General features: G+C 45.2%; 16 protein-coding genes and 1 rRNA gene. 15 read left to right on the top strand and 2 right to left on the bottom strand.

Annotated features, from left to right (window positions below; all coding sequences use genetic code 11):
* Positions 1-69: 69 nt before the first annotated feature.
* Positions 70-186, top strand: a 5S ribosomal RNA gene (rrf, locus tag PAHA3_RS29230).
* A gap of 212 nt (positions 187-398) precedes the next feature.
* Positions 399-839 carry a hypothetical protein gene (locus tag PAHA3_RS29225; protein ID WP_082763048.1) on the top strand — a complete coding sequence of 147 codons (441 nt, stop codon included), beginning with the start codon at positions 399-401 and terminating at the stop codon, positions 837-839.
* Positions 840-1,492: 653 nt separating this feature from the next.
* Here the strand turns inward: PAHA3_RS29225 and PAHA3_RS29220 are convergent.
* Positions 1,493-2,017 (bottom strand): hypothetical protein, encoded by a 525-nt coding sequence (locus PAHA3_RS29220; protein ID WP_062838107.1) that lies wholly within the window; start codon positions 2,015-2,017, stop codon positions 1,493-1,495.
* Between the two features lie 494 nt (positions 2,018-2,511).
* Here PAHA3_RS29220 and PAHA3_RS29215 point away from each other — a divergent pair, with 494 nt between their 5' ends.
* The 12 genes from PAHA3_RS29215 to rsmI all read left to right on the top strand — a co-directional run bounded on the left by PAHA3_RS29215 (position 2,512) and on the right by rsmI (position 12,501).
* Positions 2,512-2,697, top strand: a complete 186-nt coding sequence (locus PAHA3_RS29215) for a sigma factor G inhibitor Gin (RefSeq protein WP_062838106.1) — start codon at positions 2,512-2,514, stop codon at positions 2,695-2,697.
* A 255-nt stretch (positions 2,698-2,952) separates the two neighbouring features.
* Positions 2,953-4,779: an aminotransferase class I/II-fold pyridoxal phosphate-dependent enzyme gene (locus PAHA3_RS29210; protein ID WP_062838105.1), complete on the top strand. Its 1,827-nt coding sequence runs from the start codon at positions 2,953-2,955 to the stop codon at positions 4,777-4,779.
* Positions 4,780-5,386: 607 nt separating this feature from the next.
* Positions 5,387-5,737 (top strand): CidA/LrgA family protein, encoded by a 351-nt coding sequence (locus PAHA3_RS29205; RefSeq protein ID WP_167350967.1) that lies wholly within the window; start codon positions 5,387-5,389, stop codon positions 5,735-5,737.
* Positions 5,707-6,399, top strand: coding sequence for an LrgB family protein (locus PAHA3_RS29200; protein WP_062838103.1), 693 nt, complete (start codon positions 5,707-5,709; stop codon positions 6,397-6,399). Before PAHA3_RS29205 ends, PAHA3_RS29200 begins: the two co-directional genes overlap by 31 nt.
* A 216-nt stretch (positions 6,400-6,615) precedes the next feature.
* Entirely contained in the window at positions 6,616-7,263 is a 648-nt protein-coding gene (tmk, locus tag PAHA3_RS29195) for a dTMP kinase (protein WP_062838102.1), read from the top strand.
* Between the two features lie 61 nt (positions 7,264-7,324).
* Positions 7,325-7,654, top strand: coding sequence for a cyclic-di-AMP receptor (locus PAHA3_RS29190; protein WP_017691391.1), 330 nt, complete (start codon positions 7,325-7,327; stop codon positions 7,652-7,654).
* Between the two features lie 346 nt (positions 7,655-8,000).
* A complete protein-coding gene (locus PAHA3_RS29185; RefSeq protein WP_017691389.1) occupies positions 8,001-8,444 on the top strand; it encodes a YaaR family protein in 444 nt (147 codons plus the stop codon).
* 9 nt (positions 8,445-8,453) lie between these two features.
* On the top strand, positions 8,454-9,425 hold the full coding sequence (gene holB / locus PAHA3_RS29180) for a DNA polymerase III subunit delta' (RefSeq protein ID WP_062838101.1): 972 nt from the start codon (positions 8,454-8,456) through the stop codon (positions 9,423-9,425).
* A gap of 118 nt (positions 9,426-9,543) precedes the next feature.
* Complete coding sequence (locus PAHA3_RS29175) at positions 9,544-10,344, top strand: PSP1 domain-containing protein (RefSeq protein WP_053778939.1); 801 nt, start codon at positions 9,544-9,546, stop codon at positions 10,342-10,344.
* 28 nt (positions 10,345-10,372) lie between these two features.
* Complete coding sequence (gene yabA, locus PAHA3_RS29170) at positions 10,373-10,741, top strand: DNA replication initiation control protein YabA (RefSeq protein WP_017691386.1); 369 nt, start codon at positions 10,373-10,375, stop codon at positions 10,739-10,741.
* A 95-nt stretch (positions 10,742-10,836) separates the two neighbouring features.
* A complete protein-coding gene (locus PAHA3_RS29165; RefSeq protein WP_062838100.1) occupies positions 10,837-11,616 on the top strand; it encodes a tRNA1(Val) (adenine(37)-N6)-methyltransferase in 780 nt (259 codons plus the stop codon).
* Entirely contained in the window at positions 11,617-12,501 is an 885-nt protein-coding gene (gene rsmI, locus PAHA3_RS29160; RefSeq protein WP_062838099.1) for a 16S rRNA (cytidine(1402)-2'-O)-methyltransferase, read from the top strand.
* 283 nt (positions 12,502-12,784) lie between these two features.
* Here rsmI and PAHA3_RS29155 read toward each other — a convergent pair whose 3' ends face one another.
* Positions 12,785-13,039, bottom strand: a complete 255-nt coding sequence (locus PAHA3_RS29155; RefSeq protein ID WP_024633700.1) for an AbrB/MazE/SpoVT family DNA-binding domain-containing protein — start codon at positions 13,037-13,039, stop codon at positions 12,785-12,787.
* 317 nt (positions 13,040-13,356) lie between these two features.
* Here PAHA3_RS29155 and PAHA3_RS29150 point away from each other — a divergent pair, with 317 nt between their 5' ends.
* Positions 13,357-14,634 carry an HD domain-containing protein gene (locus PAHA3_RS29150; RefSeq protein WP_062838098.1) on the top strand — a complete coding sequence of 426 codons (1,278 nt, stop codon included), beginning with the start codon at positions 13,357-13,359 and terminating at the stop codon, positions 14,632-14,634.
* Positions 14,635-14,964: the final 330 nt, after the last annotated feature.

Here is a 14,964-nt window from a genome sequence, read left to right as displayed (position 1 = left end):
AGTTGTAATTCGCGTGTTTCGTTTCGAATCTAGTTTTCAGAGAACGATCTCTGAAATGTAAGCACCGCGTTTGGTGGCGATGGCGGAGGGGTTCCACACGTACCCATCCCGAACACGACCGTTAAGCCCTCTAGCGCCGATGGTACTTGGACCGCAGGGTCCTGGGAGAGTAGGACGCCGCCAAGCAATTAACCACTGCCGATGTTATTCGGTGGTGGTTTTTATTTGTTTATAAGGATTAAATATAATGAGCAGAAGCCCTAACATGATCGATATTGGAAGGTAACATTTTTGTTACGGATAACAGCGGTAAAACCAGTATAATAGGACTATGTTAAATATGCTAAAAGTACCTGACCACAGAGCTGGAATGTGCAGCTGTGAAAAGGAGGGTGTGTGTGTTAAGTTGGCGGAGACTTGGACTACAATCATTTCTGTTGCTTTGTCTGACTGTTGTTCTGGCAGGATGCGGTGAGGCTTCAGGAGCTGTATGGACTTCATATGAAGGTGCGGTTAACGAGAAGAGTTTTCCGGTGCCTAAAGTAGCGAATAAATCTGACCAGTCCGAAAATAATTCGGATATGGATTATGTTCGATATACGCTGTCTGGTATTAGTGAAAGCACTAGCTTGCCTGAGGTATATCTAGACGAGATTAAAAGCTGGGGTTGGACAGAGAGGCAAGCCAAGGGTACATCCAATGAATCCAGTACCTTGCGTGTATTTGCAAAGGAAGGACATACTGTGCATTTAGCGGTACATGATGGTTCTTTTACACTAATGGTTCCTAGAAATGATGCTACTCAAACGACAGTTAAATCATTGGCTGAAGACGATTGAGCTGTTGCGGGTAAGGTTGGATATGATTAATTAACGCTGTGATGTTCCTTATATAGTAAAGCTCCCGTGTACTTGATCGGGGTTTTTTTTGTTATTTTACGAAGTTAGCTTGAGTAGTGATGGGAGAAACGATCGCTCGCGTAAAGCGAAGGAGATGGTATGAGAGTTACACAGAAAGTCTATTAAAAAATATGGAACGGGGATAGGGAGTAGGTGTGCTTGAACTATAGGGGATTGATAAGCTTTAAATACAGAGGTGTAGATTTCTATAAAAGCATTGTGAGTTAATGAATGACTGGTGGAAACGGCTAAACTAGAAAGGAGGATAGAGCTGAGACTGAGTGAGAGATCGCTCAAGGCGTAAGTTCTACGAAACAAATGGGGTTATGAGATATGTAACAACAGGCGAAAAAGAGGTGAATAATGGAGCCTGGCGTGGGGATAACTCAATTAACTATACCCATGCTGTGGATAATGGATGAGAAAGTACGACAAATAAAGGTTATCCACAGTGGATAACCTTTATTTAAGCAAGTGATTTGAATCAGCTGGATGATACCACAATCCTGTTTTGTATCAGAATATCCAAAGAACTCAGCCATTATGTATTACAGGTAATTGAGGTACATGTTCTACTGATGAATGAAGGGCAATTATTGCAGATAGTATGAGACATCTTGTTCATTCAATTTGATGAGTCCATCTTTGCGCTCGCGGGAGAGAACCATGACAACATATAAGCGAGGGCCCAGCAACCACAGATGCCAGAAGATCAGCGAGAGGGTGAAGGACAATGGCGACCATATCAAACATATTGTAATGATACATAGCCCAATCCAGCTCATGTTTAGGTGTACCCGGACAAACATACGGAAGCTGAAATGCTGATCAGGGATATAACCTAACCAGGGCATACGCAGATTCCAGCGCCAGCGTTTGGCATAAGAGGTACGGACCAGAAGTAATATGGTTCTTGCGATGACATAATGAATCCAGATGGTAATTGGGCCTGCCAGTACAAAAAAGAAGAGGCCAGTCCAGGAGAATGCAAGTAGATTGAATAAGAGCATGATGACCGGCAGAAATAGATAGCTAAAAATGACACTGCGGGCGATAGCCTTTTTTTTCAGAAGCCGGTACTGATAAAATGTTGCCTTATTCTCCGGTTCGGCGATCATACGATTATATATCCTCCTTCGGATTCACGTTTGTGTGGGGTAGGTATTCGTTTTTTACACGTGTAAAAGGGAAAGAATCATGTATGTATATATGAACCTTGTATCTCACGCCATGACGATTGTACAAGATATTGAGATTCGACGGAGCTTATCTCAGTATACTCCCGAATGCACGGACTGTCAGGCTTTGATATCGTTATCATGTATTATATATCGGCTGAGATTCGAAGTTTTTTTAAGGAAATTGAATATAAGTTTGAGGTAGACCAAGGGATACGTGATATAGAGGGAAATGCGATGGAAGGCAGGATAACTGTGCAGACATAAGCAGGTGAATGTTCTTGTAGGAAGAATGAATGTATTTTTCGGTACAGACACCCACGAGGGGGGTGGAGAATATATATATTTTATAGAAAGAAAGCACTATGAAATTGTTTAAAATAATAGAAACTGTGCAATACTGATAGTAAACGTAAAACAAGGTGGGATGGTTCATGGAAGAACATGCCGAACACACATGTATTATCTGCGAGCAAAGAAAAAGAGAAGGCATTTTTATTGTATCTGAATTCATATGTGACACTTGTGAAGCAGAAATGGTTCATACCGATGCGCAGGATGCCAAGTACAATTATTTTATCAATCAGATGAAACAGATTTGGGTACAAAAGAACGCATAATCAATGTTGCCATAGAAGTAGAAGCTAAACATCGCATTGTAAGGATGCTGATGTGTATAGAGGCCCAATGGGCCTTTTTCTGTTTTTATGAGGAGAGATTGTCTTGTCTGCCATCCAAGGAAGGCGTATGCTGATATAATGATATGGGAAATTTGCAGTAACGCGTGTGAAAATGGGGAAGAAGGGCGTTGCTTAGATTAGAATGCATTTTGGAACGCATCAAGCGCACATTATATATGTACAGGATGGTACTTCATGGATCATAAAAATAAATCAAGTAGAGCCCCTTTATATGAAGCGTTGCTTGCGTATCGTGATTCGAAGCAGCGTTCTTTTCATGTGCCTGGGCATAAGAACGGACAAGCTTACGGACATTTGGTGGAAGAAGCAGAAACGGGACAACCTCCTATTAAAGAAATCGTTAATGAGGAACACCAGCAAAACGGAGAGACTCAGAGGGATGTAGGTAAAAATGCTAACCATAGGGTAGAGCGTTTCAGTTCGGTGGATGAACATGGGGCTGATCTGGAGGGCGGGAAACGTTTTGGTGACGATGGGGATTTTTCGGAAATAGAACTGGTACCGGTGCGTTCATTTCTGGAGATGATGGAGATGGATGTTACGGAGATTACGGGTACCGACGATTTGCATCATCCTGAAGGTGTGATCCAGGAAGCGCAGGAGCTTGCGGCAGATTGTTTTGGTGCCGAGGAAAGTTTCTTTCTTGTGGGAGGCAGTACGGCAGGTAATCTGTCCTTATTGCTCACTGTGTGTGATGAGCCGAACAGTATTGTACTGGTGCAGCGGAATGTACACAAATCCGTTATTCACGGGTTAATGCTGGCAGGCGCAAGAGCTGTGTTTCTGGAGCCATGGGTTGATTCTGTGTCTGGACTTGCGGTCATGCCGTCGGTAGAGACGGTTCAGGCTGCTGTCCAGTCTTATCCTGAGGCAAAGGGCGTACTCGTCACTTTGCCCAATTATTACGGCATGGGCGCTGATCTGACGCCTATAGCCGAGGTATGCCACGCTGCTGGCATGCCATTGCTCGTGGATGAAGCGCATGGCGCGCATTATGGGCAGCATCCAGAGCTGCCTGTGTCTGCACTGTCGTGCGGAGCAGACGGTGTCGTGCAGTCGACGCATAAGATGCTGACGGCCTTCACCATGGGTGCCATGCTGCACATTCAGGGACCACGGTTAAATCGGTCCCTGTTAAGGCAGCGCCTGGCCATGGTGCAAAGCTCAAGCCCATCATACCCCGTGATGGCTTCGCTCGATCTGGCGCGCCGGCTGCTGCATGTGCAGGGCGCGAACACATTCACAGCGGGGCTCGCCGCCGTGAATGCCTTTAAGCGCGGCCTCGCGGAGTTGCCGCACTTTCAGTTGCTGCAGCCTGCACAGCCGCTGCAGCAAGAACCGCCAGCCGGAACAGCGAAGCCGGCTGGTATGTCCGTGTCCGCTGCGCAGCAGACACGGGAGGGCCTGACCGCGGCGGCGATGCCAGCTGCCGCGGGGTATACCGATCAGGACCCATTTAAGGCCGTCATCTATGACGGCACAGGGGTACTGAGCGGTTATGGGCTACAGCAGCAGCTGGAAGCATGCGGCTGTGTGCCAGAGATGAGCGACGAACGGTACGTCGTCTTGCTCTTCAGCCTGGGCTCAACGGTGCAAGATGCTCAGCACCTATTGCAGGCTTTACACCATATCAGCTCTGCCAATGGGCATGAGCAGGGTCAATCCAATTCAGAACCATCGCAACAGCTTACGAAAGGTTCTGCGCAGTATATTTCCACGTGGAACAATTTACAAGAAAACACTCGCTACTCGGAACCGATCTGCTTTACACTGCAACCGATTGTGGAGACGGATACGATCAATGTCCCGGTAGAAGAAAGTGCGGGCTGTCGATCAGCTGAGATGGTAGTCCCGTATCCTCCAGGGATTCCGCTTGTATATCCGGGGGAACGCCTAAGTCCATCGATGGTGGCACGTATACAACTCTTGCGGGATGAAGGAGCAAAGTTTCACGGGGTATCAGATGCATCTCTACAGGTATTGAAGGTCATGAAGGATTAAAAGATACACATAAAAATCTGAATTGCATTCACCAATAGGTAGTCTATATGACCAATACGGATATCGATAATGGACCCTACACATGTGAGGGTCTCTTGGTCATTATCTACTTGCTCGGATGTGTCTTCAAACTCAGGCATGCAATACGTTGAAGGATGTCAGGGTCCAACATCTTGAAGTCCAGGCTGCTGATCCTGGCGAATTGTCCAGACGATTTTCTAAGGAACCGAGGACGTCTTATTGAGTCTTCGAGTCCTCCTTTTATTTTGTAAGGAACCTGAGACACGTTGTTTACCAGATTCACCTAACAAACACGCTGTAAACGGCTGGTTATTCCAATATAGCGTGTTACAGATTCCTTAGATTGTTGCCGGCGCTTCAAATCGCTGAATAAGACGTCACAGGTTCGTTAGCGCTCCCGTTCCATGCTCTGCTCCAGACACGTTTAGTTACGTTCCGGCTTTCGGCAGGTTTGAAGACACGCTCTGGTTCAACTTACAAAGATAGACATAAGAAAGAAGGGACCACTTTGGGTATTCCGCTAAAAAAATATACAGGAATAGTCCTGCAAGTTTTGTTGATGTACGGTTTTTATTGGATTGGAAACTTGATTCAAGCTTTATTACATTTGCCCTTAACAGGCAGTATTGTGGGCATGCTGGTATTGTTTATTGCCATTCAACTGGGATGGATTAAAATGAGTTGGGGAGAAGAAGGGTCAACGTGGCTTCAATCGCATCTGCAATTGTTGTTCATCCCACCCACTGTAGGCATTATTAATCATTTTGATTTTTTTAGAGCCAACACATTGGTATTGGTCCTGGGTTTGATCGTTAGTACATTAATTACATGTCTGATATCTGCCAAATTGAGTGAGTGGCTCATGACATGGAGATCGTCTCATGCAGGTAAAAAGGAGGCGATCCCTTGTCAGCATTCATCCTCGGAATTGGAATGATCGCGCTAACCATTGCTGTATATATTCCAGCCACTCGTCTATATAAAAGACTGAAATGGCCGATACTTATGCCTGTACTCACAACGACTGCCATCCTGATCCTGATCTTGGTGATTTCCGGTATAAAGCTGGATACGTACATGCTGGGTGGAAAATGGATACAGGAGCTTTTGGGCCCAGCAGTCGTATCTCTCGCTTTTCCCTTGTCCAGACATCTGCATGTGCTGAAGCAAAATATTATTCCAATTGTGGGTGGAACGATCGGAGGCAGTATTACAGGTATCGCTACAGGCGCATTAATCGCCATTCTGCTCGGGTATCCTCAAGAGATGGTCATCGCTTTATTGCCAAAATCCGTGACTACTCCTGTGGCTATTCAACTTGCAGATCAGGTTGGAGGGAACGCCTCGTTTACATCGCTATTTGTGATGATTGCAGGTTTCTCAGGGATATTACTAGGGCCGATGCTGTTGAAATGGGCCAAGGTTCGCAGTGAACATGCCTATGGAATCGGACTGGGTTCAGCATCTCATGCCCTCGGCATGGCAAGGTCTTTCGAATATGGAGAGAATGCGGTAGCCCTCAGCTCGGTATCCATGATTGTCAGTGCTATTGCCGGATCCATCATGCTTCCATTATGGGTATGGATGATCTACGGTTGACACTTTACTTTGTTGTTCATCTTGGAGTAACTGCTGACCTATAGTATTATAGAAAGAAAACAAGCTTGTATTATTTTTGTGTTATTATTACGTACCAGTATAGCTGTAGCTATACACCTCTGGGCGGGGTATATCATATCCTGTAGCAAGAGGGTCTAAGCATATTTGTTAATTCAGCAATAGATGCAATTATCGACATAGAAAGCAGGGAAGCATATGCAGGGCAGAGGTAAATTCATTACGCTGGAAGGGGGAGAGGGTTCCGGTAAAACAACGATGATCGGTAGAATAGGTTCTTATTTTGAAGAACGGGGTATACCTTACGTAGTTACGCGAGAGCCTGGCGGGATTGAAATTGCGGAGAAAATACGTTCCATTATCCTGGACCCTCTTCATACGGCAATGGATGCTCGAACCGAAGCGCTATTGTATGCAGCCGCACGTAGTCAGCATCTGGCGGAGAAGGTAGAGCCTGCACTGAAAGCTGGAAAAGCAGTCATCTGTGACCGATTTGTTGATAGCAGTCTGGTCTATCAAGGATACGCCCGCGGACTCGGGATAGAGAATGTATGGGCCATTAATCGCTTTGCAATTGGTGATCTCATGCCGGATGTGACCTTATATCTGGACATCGAGCCCGAAGTGGGGCTTGCCCGTATTGACGCTCATGATGGCCGCGAAGTGAACCGTCTGGATCTGGAAAACCTGGAGTTTCATCGTAAAGTGCGAGAGGGTTACTTCCTATTAAAAGAGCAGTTCCCGGAACGAATCAGGGTTATCGATGCTTCCATGAAGCAGGAGGATGTCTTGACAGCAATGATTTTGTCGCTGGAGACAGGGATTTTGAAGGATTTTGACGAGTAATTGTCTAATATATAGACAGGGCATTTGATAAAGGTGCTTATTCTAAAGGAGGTTATGCAGGATGAAACTGATTGTTGCGATTATACAGGATAAAGACAGCAACCGATTATCCAGCGCATTGGTCAAAGCAAACTTTCGGGCAACGAAGCTTGCCAGTACGGGTGGATTTTTGAAGGCAGGCAACACGACGTTTATGATCGGTGTCGATGATGGTCAAGTCGAGTCCGTAATGAACGTCATTCGCAGCAGCTGTAAGGTTCGTGAACAGCTCGTGACTCCGGTCACACCGATGAGTGGAACAACCGACTCTTACCTGCCGCTACCTGTTGAAGTTCAAGTAGGTGGAGCTACTGTATTTGTTCTCCCGGTAGATCGCTTCGAACATTTCTAATTAAACCTTTTGCATGGATCATCCCATGAGGGTCTTTCATGATCGATAGCATGTTGGAAACGATGGATGAAGGAAGATTTAAACAGAGTTCGTGCGTACCGCTGATGGAACGCCTTTCTTGATCGGAAGAATGGGCACACTCTTTCCGGATGAGCATTTCCTGGCTGGGGAATGCTCATCCGGAAAGAGGTTGACTACAAACAAACAAGTCCTTGATGGTAACGTGTATCTACCATTATATATAGAATGTGATCAGCATATATAAAAGCCTCATCCTCACGCACAGGCGCAACGCGCACTGTGCTGATGGGCGATTGGCTAACTATGATAGAAAGCGGGCGTATCCATGAAAATCAATCCTGGATTCAGACCGATTCAGAGCGGGATCAGTTCTACTGATTCAGGCTCCAAACCGGTTCAATCCAAAAATTTCTCTGATATGATGAACCACCAGGGGGAACGAGCCTCACAAGCTGAACTGAATCGCCGGTTTAGTGAAATCCAGCTTCAGGGCGATCGCTTGGCACGTTCCATGACGATTCGTGAACTGAAGGCGTATAAGCAACTTGTGAAAAGGTTCCTGGAAGAGACCGTTCGTCGCGGTGTATCCATGAAAGAGACAAGGGGTTGGGATCGTCGCGGCAGAGGCAAGCGGTACAAGCTGATTGATGAAATTGACTCCGCTCTGTTATCCATGGCTGATGAACTGCTGGATACAGAAGAAGGAAAAATCTCTCTATTACAACAAGTAGGCGAAATTCGGGGGATGCTTATTAATTTAAGCTTCTGAGGAGGAAGTATGTCCTTTCAACAGATTATGGGTCAACAAGCGGCCAAGCAAATGTTACAGAGCAGTTTGAGACGTCAGGCCATAAGCCATGCGTATTTGTTTAGCGGGCCATCGGGTAGCGGGCAACGGAAGACGGCAATTACCTTTGCCAAGGCAATATTCTGTACAGAGCTTGAAGATGACGCGTGCGGGCAGTGTCTCGAATGTCGTAAGGTGGAACATGGTAACCATCCGGATCTAACCATGCTTGCACCAGATGGAAATAACATTAAAATAGATCAAATCCGGGATCTGCAGCGTATCTTTTCATATCGATCCGAGGCTGGCCATCCCAAAGTATATATTATAGAACAAGCTGAGAAAATGACGGTGCAGGCAGCGAATAGTTTGCTGAAGTTTCTAGAGGAACCGCAGGTTCCAGCAGTCGGCATCCTGATTACAGATAATGGACAGGCCATGTTGCCTACAATCCGTTCACGCTCCCAATTGGTGCCGTTCAGTGCACTGAATCCGGAGGAGATGTTGCAATCTCTGATTGAAGAAGGGCACCCTGCTAATCTGGCTCGCTCTGCCGTCCATTTAGCGTCAGGATTGGAAGCATGTAGAGAAATTCTCCAGCAGAATTGGTTTGCAGAAATTAGAAACGTAATGTTACAATTAGGGAAGGAGTCCCTGGGTAGAGGAAGCACATCATTGATCTCTGCACAGCAGAAGCTTTTTAAAACCGGACTCTCTGAACACCTGGACATGTTACTAAGTTTGTTCCATCTATGGTTTAGGGACATGCTGTATGTTCAGTACGATAGGCATGAACATATCGTTTTTATAGATCAGTTAGACATGCTATCTCAGTTGGCACATACCCGCAGCACAGAGCAGTGGGTCTCCTATATGGATATGGCCGCGGCATGCAGAAAAAAATTGCGTTTCAACGTCAATGGCCAGCTTTGTCTGGAGCAATTTTTGATCGGTTTGGCATAAGACTGGGAGAGGGCAAAGTTAGCTCCAATCATATGCAAACGGTTATAACTTCGGCCGGGTTCCCTAAGAAGACAGGGCTTCAGACGAAGTGGGGTTGGCTTACAAGGGGGTTAATTTTTTGTACAGTGTAGTGGGTGTCCGTTTCAAAAAAGCGGGCAAAATTTATTACTTCGATCCCCTGGACCTTCCCATTGAGAAAGAAAACTGCGTTATCGTGGAGACAGCGCGGGGGGTTGAGTACGGTAAGGTTGTCGTAGGTAAGAAGGAAGTGGGCGAGTCCGATGTGGTGTTGCCGCTGAAGAAAGTCATCCGCGTTGCGGGCGAGACCGATGCCCGTGTAGTTGATGAGAACAAGCGTGCAGCCAAAGAAGCATTCGGTACTTGTTTAAATAAAATCAAAGACCATGGCCTCAAAATGAAGCTGGTCGATGTGGAATTTACGTTTGATCGCAATAAAATCATATTTTATTTTACAGCTGAAGGAAGAGTCGATTTCCGGGAGCTGGTCAAGGATCTGGCAAGTATTTTCCGGACACGAATCGAGCTGAGACAGATTGGTGTACGTGATGAAGCGAAGATGCTTGGCGGAATCGGACCTTGCGGCCGCGTGTTGTGTTGTTCTTCCTGGCTGGGAGACTTTGAGCCGGTATCAATCAAGATGGCTAAAGATCAGAGCCTGTCACTGAATCCGACGAAAATTTCAGGGTTGTGCGGAAGACTCATGTGCTGTCTGAAATTTGAGCATGATAACTATGAAAGTGTGAGAGAAGAACTTCCGGCTGTAGGCAAATTGGTCGTCACCTCATTAGGTGAAGGAAAAGTTGTCGGAATTAATGCCGGTAGCCGCACAGTCCATGTTCAACTGTTCGACATCAGTAAAGTCAAAGAACTTCCGCTGGATGACGTCGTTATCAAGTAAACCATAAAGGTTGCTTCGGGGTGGAAACTTGGAAAAGAAAAATCTGTTTACGCACATTCATGAAATGGAAACCCAATTGGGTCAGTTGCACGGTGATTTAGGAGAGTTAAAAATGATTGTGAAGGAGCTGCTTGAGGATAATCAGCGGCTTACCATCGAGAATGAGCAGTTACGCAAGCTGCTCAAGCGTGAGGCTCCGGCAGATCTGCCGATCTCCTCAGCACTTGCTCCGGTAGCAAGACCAGCAGGTCCGGCTACAGGTGAAGATGTTGTGGGTGAAGGGTATGATAACCTGGCCCGGTTGTATCACGAAGGCTTCCATATCTGCAACGTCTATTATGGACATCTGCGGACGGAAGGCGATTGTCTGTTCTGCCTGTCTTTTTTGAATAAATGAAGTGGCCGTAGGGATCCCCTACGGTTTTTTTTCAAGGTTACAAACCTAAACTTAACGAACATGAGATATAGAGTACCGGAGGATGAGCGCAACATATGAAAACAAATGAAGTAGTGTTACATGAGTCAGAGCGGATTGATGATCTGCTCTCTCATGATCTGAGAATCATTCAAAGTGATGAAGTATTCAGTTTTTCGATGGATGCGGTATTGTTGGCTCGGTTTGCTTCCGTACCCAAACGGGGACGTGTACTTGATTTGTGTACAGGTAATGGGGTGGTTCCCATTCTTCTTACAACGCGTACGCAGGCTAGTCTGGAAGGGATCGAGATTCAGCCACGTTTGGCTGATATGGCGCGTCGCAGCGTGCAATTAAATGAACTGGACGAGTCGATTATGATTCGTGAAGGTGATTTGCGAGAACTGGTAAAAGAAACGGGTCACGCTGTCTATGATGCAATAACGGTTAATCCCCCATACATGCCTCTGAATGGTAGTGATCTCAAAATGAATACACACCAGGCAATGGCACGTCATGAGATCGGATGTACGCTGGAAGAAGTGATCCAGGCTTGCAGTCGACTTGTACGTAATGGGGGCAAAGTATCGATGGTTCACCGTCCACAGCGTCTTGCAGAGATTATCTCGCTCATGCGCGATTATAAGCTGGAGCCAAAACGGATTCGGATGGTACATCCCCGTGCTCATCTGGAAGCCAACATGGTATTAATTGAAGGAATGAAAGATGGTAAACCCGAAGTAAGGATGCTTCCTCCACTCATTGTCTACAATGAAGAGGGGAAATACTGTGATGAAATTATGGATATTTACTATGGTCAGCAGCATGCTGAGCGTACAACGAAGGGAGGACTTTAGATGACTTTGCATATTCAGAAAAGTTATGCGGAGCAGCCTGAAGGATCAGGTAAGCTGTATCTGGTTGGAACACCCATTGGTAATCTGGAGGATATGACCTTCCGGGCAATCAAGACTTTGCAGAGCTGTGACATCATTGCAGCAGAAGATACACGCCAGACTCGAAAGCTGCTTACCCATTTTGAGATTACACCGTCCATGTTGTTTAGTTATCACGAGCATAATAAGGGAGCAAGTGGCCCTGAACTGATACGCTATATAATAGAAGGAAAAAATCTGGCACTCGTCAGTGATGCCGGTCTGCCAGCCATTTCGGACCCTGGTTCCGACCTCGTGCAGCTTGCGCTGGAAGCCGGAGTAACGGTTATTCCCATCCCTGGACCCAATGCTGCGTTGTCTGCTCTGATCGTGTCCGGATTACCGACGGAGCGTTTTACATTCGGCGGTTTTTTGCCGCGGGAGAAAAAGGACATGCGAAAAGTGCTGGAGGCTTTTGACGAATCCAACGGGACTTTGTTATTTTATGAATCACCTCACCGTATCCGAAAAACATTAGTCCACCTCGAAGAAATTTTGGGTGATCGCTCGATTGTCCTGGCTCGTGAACTAACCAAGCGTCATGAAGAGTTCGCAAGGGGGAGTGTGAAGGAATGCATAGACTGGCTTGAAGAGCACCCACCTCTTGGCGAGTACTGTTTGCTGGTAGAAGGCATTAAGGAAGAGGAGCGTAAGGCTGAGCGCGAAGCATGGTGGCAGCTCATGTCACTTGCGGATCACGTCAGCCATTATGAGGGTGAAGGACTTAACCGTAAAGATGCGATGAAAAAAACGGCAACCGATCGTGGTCTGACGAAGCGGGATGTATATAATGCGTTAATCGAGTAGCTAAACTAAACAAATATCTTCTGTAATGGGGAACATAACCTGAAAAGAACCTTATACCCAACCTTAGTGGAATCTTAAAAAAAGCAGAGCGGTTCAAAAAAACTCCAAATAAAATTTACCGCTCTCTCCCAGTTGGCGTGTGACAGACCCATTTTGGGTAATGGAACCCATAACAGGGCAAAAAAATACCTTCCACGGTGGGGTTCACACCGGGAAGGCCATTAAGGAATATTAAAAAGGTTAGAAATAACAATTTAGATAAGTCCAGTATACCTGTTTTTTCTTATTTTGTCACAGGTGCAGGGATTTCGGAAATACATTCGTTACAAACAATTTTACCTTTGAAGTAAGTAACGTTCTCTGCATTACCACAGAAGATACAAGCAGGCTCGTATTTTTTCAACATGATGCGCTCGCCGTCAACATAGATTTCCAGAGCATCTTTTTCACCAATACCGAGCGTACGGCGCAATTCGATTGGAATAACTACCCGTCCCAGTTCGTCCACTTTTCTTACAATACCTGTTGATTTCATCATTATAATCAGTGCTCCTCTCAGCTAACTATCATTGTCATTATTCGACATTATTTTATGTTTTATGATACTCATCATACCAACGATTCCCAAAACAGTCAACCTTAAAATTAGCTTAAAATTAAGGCTGTTTTTCACAAGGTTACTGGTGGTAAGGGATTGTAAGCCGTTTTTCGTATTTAAACATCAATGTCAGCTTTGTCGATTTGGAAAACGACAAAACTACGTTATTCGACAAAGTTCGTCATGTCGTGTCGAATCTTTGATGAATTGTAGAGATCAAAGCGTTAATATAAGAGAAATTAAAGGAGTGAGTCGATATGGAACAACGTTTAACGGAAGAGAAAGTGTTTAAAGATCCGGTACATAATTATATTCACGTGCAAGATCCAGTTATATGGGAGTTAATTAACACCCCCGAGTTTCAGCGTTTACGCCGGATTCGGCAGTTGGGAACTTCTTACCTTACCTTTCATGGGGCAGAGCATAGTCGTTTCTCACATTCACTGGGTGTTTATGAGATTACGCGAAAGATCATCTCTCAATTTGAAAGAAGTCATTATTCGGATTGGCCGAAGGAAGAAAAGATTGTAGCTCTGTGCGCAGCTTTACTTCATGATCTTGGGCATGGGCCATTCTCTCACTCCATCGAGGAAGCTTTTGACATGAATCACGAAGATTGGACTTGTCGCATCATTACAGGTGATACCGAAGTAGGGGCGATCTTAAGACGGTATGCTCCTGATTTTCCTGAAAAAGTGGCTTCTGTAATTCAAAAAACGTATGAGCAGCCGATTGTGGTCAATCTGGTGACCAGTCCTCTTGATGCGGACCGAATGGATTACTTGCTCAGGGATGCTTATTTTACAGGAGTAAACTACGGAACAATCGACCTTGATCGTATCCTTCGCATGCTGCGCCCTTATCATGGACGGATTGTAGTCAAAGATTCAGGCATGCATGCTGTAGAGGATTACTTAATGTCTCGGTATCAGATGTATTGGCAGATTTACTTCCATCCGGTAACCCGCAGTTCCGAAATTATATTGCGACAAATTTTCAAGCGAGCGAAAACACTGATACAGGAAGATTTTCAATTCCGCTTCATGATCGATCCACTACCTCAATTATTTGAAGGAGAACTTTCGGTAGAGGAATATTTACAGTTGGATGAAGCTTTGATTCAGACGGCATTTACGCAGTGGCGCAAGGAGGACGATGCTGTTCTGAGTGAGTTATGCGAACGTTTTATGGATCGCAAGTTATATAAGTATGTAGAGCTTGAACAGACCGACTTGACAATGATGGAAGAGATTCGGGAAGCTTTTGTTCAGGCAGGTCTCAATCCCGAATATGATCTTGAAATTGATTTTCCGTCGGATAATCCGTATGATGTGTTTCGTCCGGATGAATCCACGGATAAGCAGATTCTGCTGCTCGATCGACAGGACAAGTTACATGAGTTGTCAGAGGTATCCGACATTGTCCGTTCCATCAGTGGGCTGCATCGGGGAAAACATCATTTGTATTACCCGCAAAACAAGGTGGATGCGATTATTCACGAATTACCGTCCCATATACGCCCCTATTTCTTGTAATGGTGAAGATACAACTTGGTGAAGAATTTCGATATCAAAACACTTTCTAAAAGAGCTATTTTTCATGATACAGTAATCTGCTTTAATGGGGAGTATATGTAGATCGACATAATTTTGTAAAAGAAAGTAGGTTGAGTCATCATAAGTAGCGATATATAGATCTAAATATCCGTGTATCTTCTATATATTGTAGTTTGTGAACAAATGAGAGTAATGATGGGCAATCCACGGATTTTTAAAATTTTCTTTACGAAGCATTAAAATAATGGATTTTCTAAATTAAATTTCCAAGAGAAGATAGTCGTTAGTTCGACATGAAGGGAGATACAA

The organism is Paenibacillus amylolyticus, assembly GCF_001570725.1.
In the GTDB taxonomy this organism is placed as follows: Bacteria; Bacillota; Bacilli; order Paenibacillales; family Paenibacillaceae; genus Paenibacillus; species Paenibacillus amylolyticus_A.
Note: the sequence above shows the minus strand (reverse complement) of the source record. Positions and strands in the feature narration are given on the sequence as shown.

Bases quoted from the DNA above. Each gene is read 5' to 3' on its own strand.
- rsmI (WP_062838099.1), top strand. From the start codon at position 11,617: ATGACTTTGCATATTCAGAAAAGTTATGCGGAGCAGCCTGAAGGATCA.
- PAHA3_RS29190 (WP_017691391.1), top strand. From the start codon at position 7,325: ATGAAACTGATTGTTGCGATTATACAGGATAAAGACAGCAACCGATTA.
- PAHA3_RS29220 (WP_062838107.1), bottom strand. From the start codon at position 2,017: ATGATCGCCGAACCGGAGAATAAGGCAACATTTTATCAGTACCGGCTT.
- PAHA3_RS29155 (WP_024633700.1), bottom strand. From the start codon at position 13,039: ATGATGAAATCAACAGGTATTGTAAGAAAAGTGGACGAACTGGGACGG.
- PAHA3_RS29165 (WP_062838100.1), top strand. From the start codon at position 10,837: ATGAAAACAAATGAAGTAGTGTTACATGAGTCAGAGCGGATTGATGAT.
- PAHA3_RS29150 (WP_062838098.1), top strand. From the start codon at position 13,357: ATGGAACAACGTTTAACGGAAGAGAAAGTGTTTAAAGATCCGGTACAT.
- PAHA3_RS29215 (WP_062838106.1), top strand. From the start codon at position 2,512: ATGGAAGAACATGCCGAACACACATGTATTATCTGCGAGCAAAGAAAA.
- PAHA3_RS29210 (WP_062838105.1), top strand. From the start codon at position 2,953: ATGGATCATAAAAATAAATCAAGTAGAGCCCCTTTATATGAAGCGTTG.
- PAHA3_RS29185 (WP_017691389.1), top strand. From the start codon at position 8,001: ATGAAAATCAATCCTGGATTCAGACCGATTCAGAGCGGGATCAGTTCT.
- holB (WP_062838101.1), top strand. From the start codon at position 8,454: ATGTCCTTTCAACAGATTATGGGTCAACAAGCGGCCAAGCAAATGTTA.
- tmk (WP_062838102.1), top strand. From the start codon at position 6,616: ATGCAGGGCAGAGGTAAATTCATTACGCTGGAAGGGGGAGAGGGTTCC.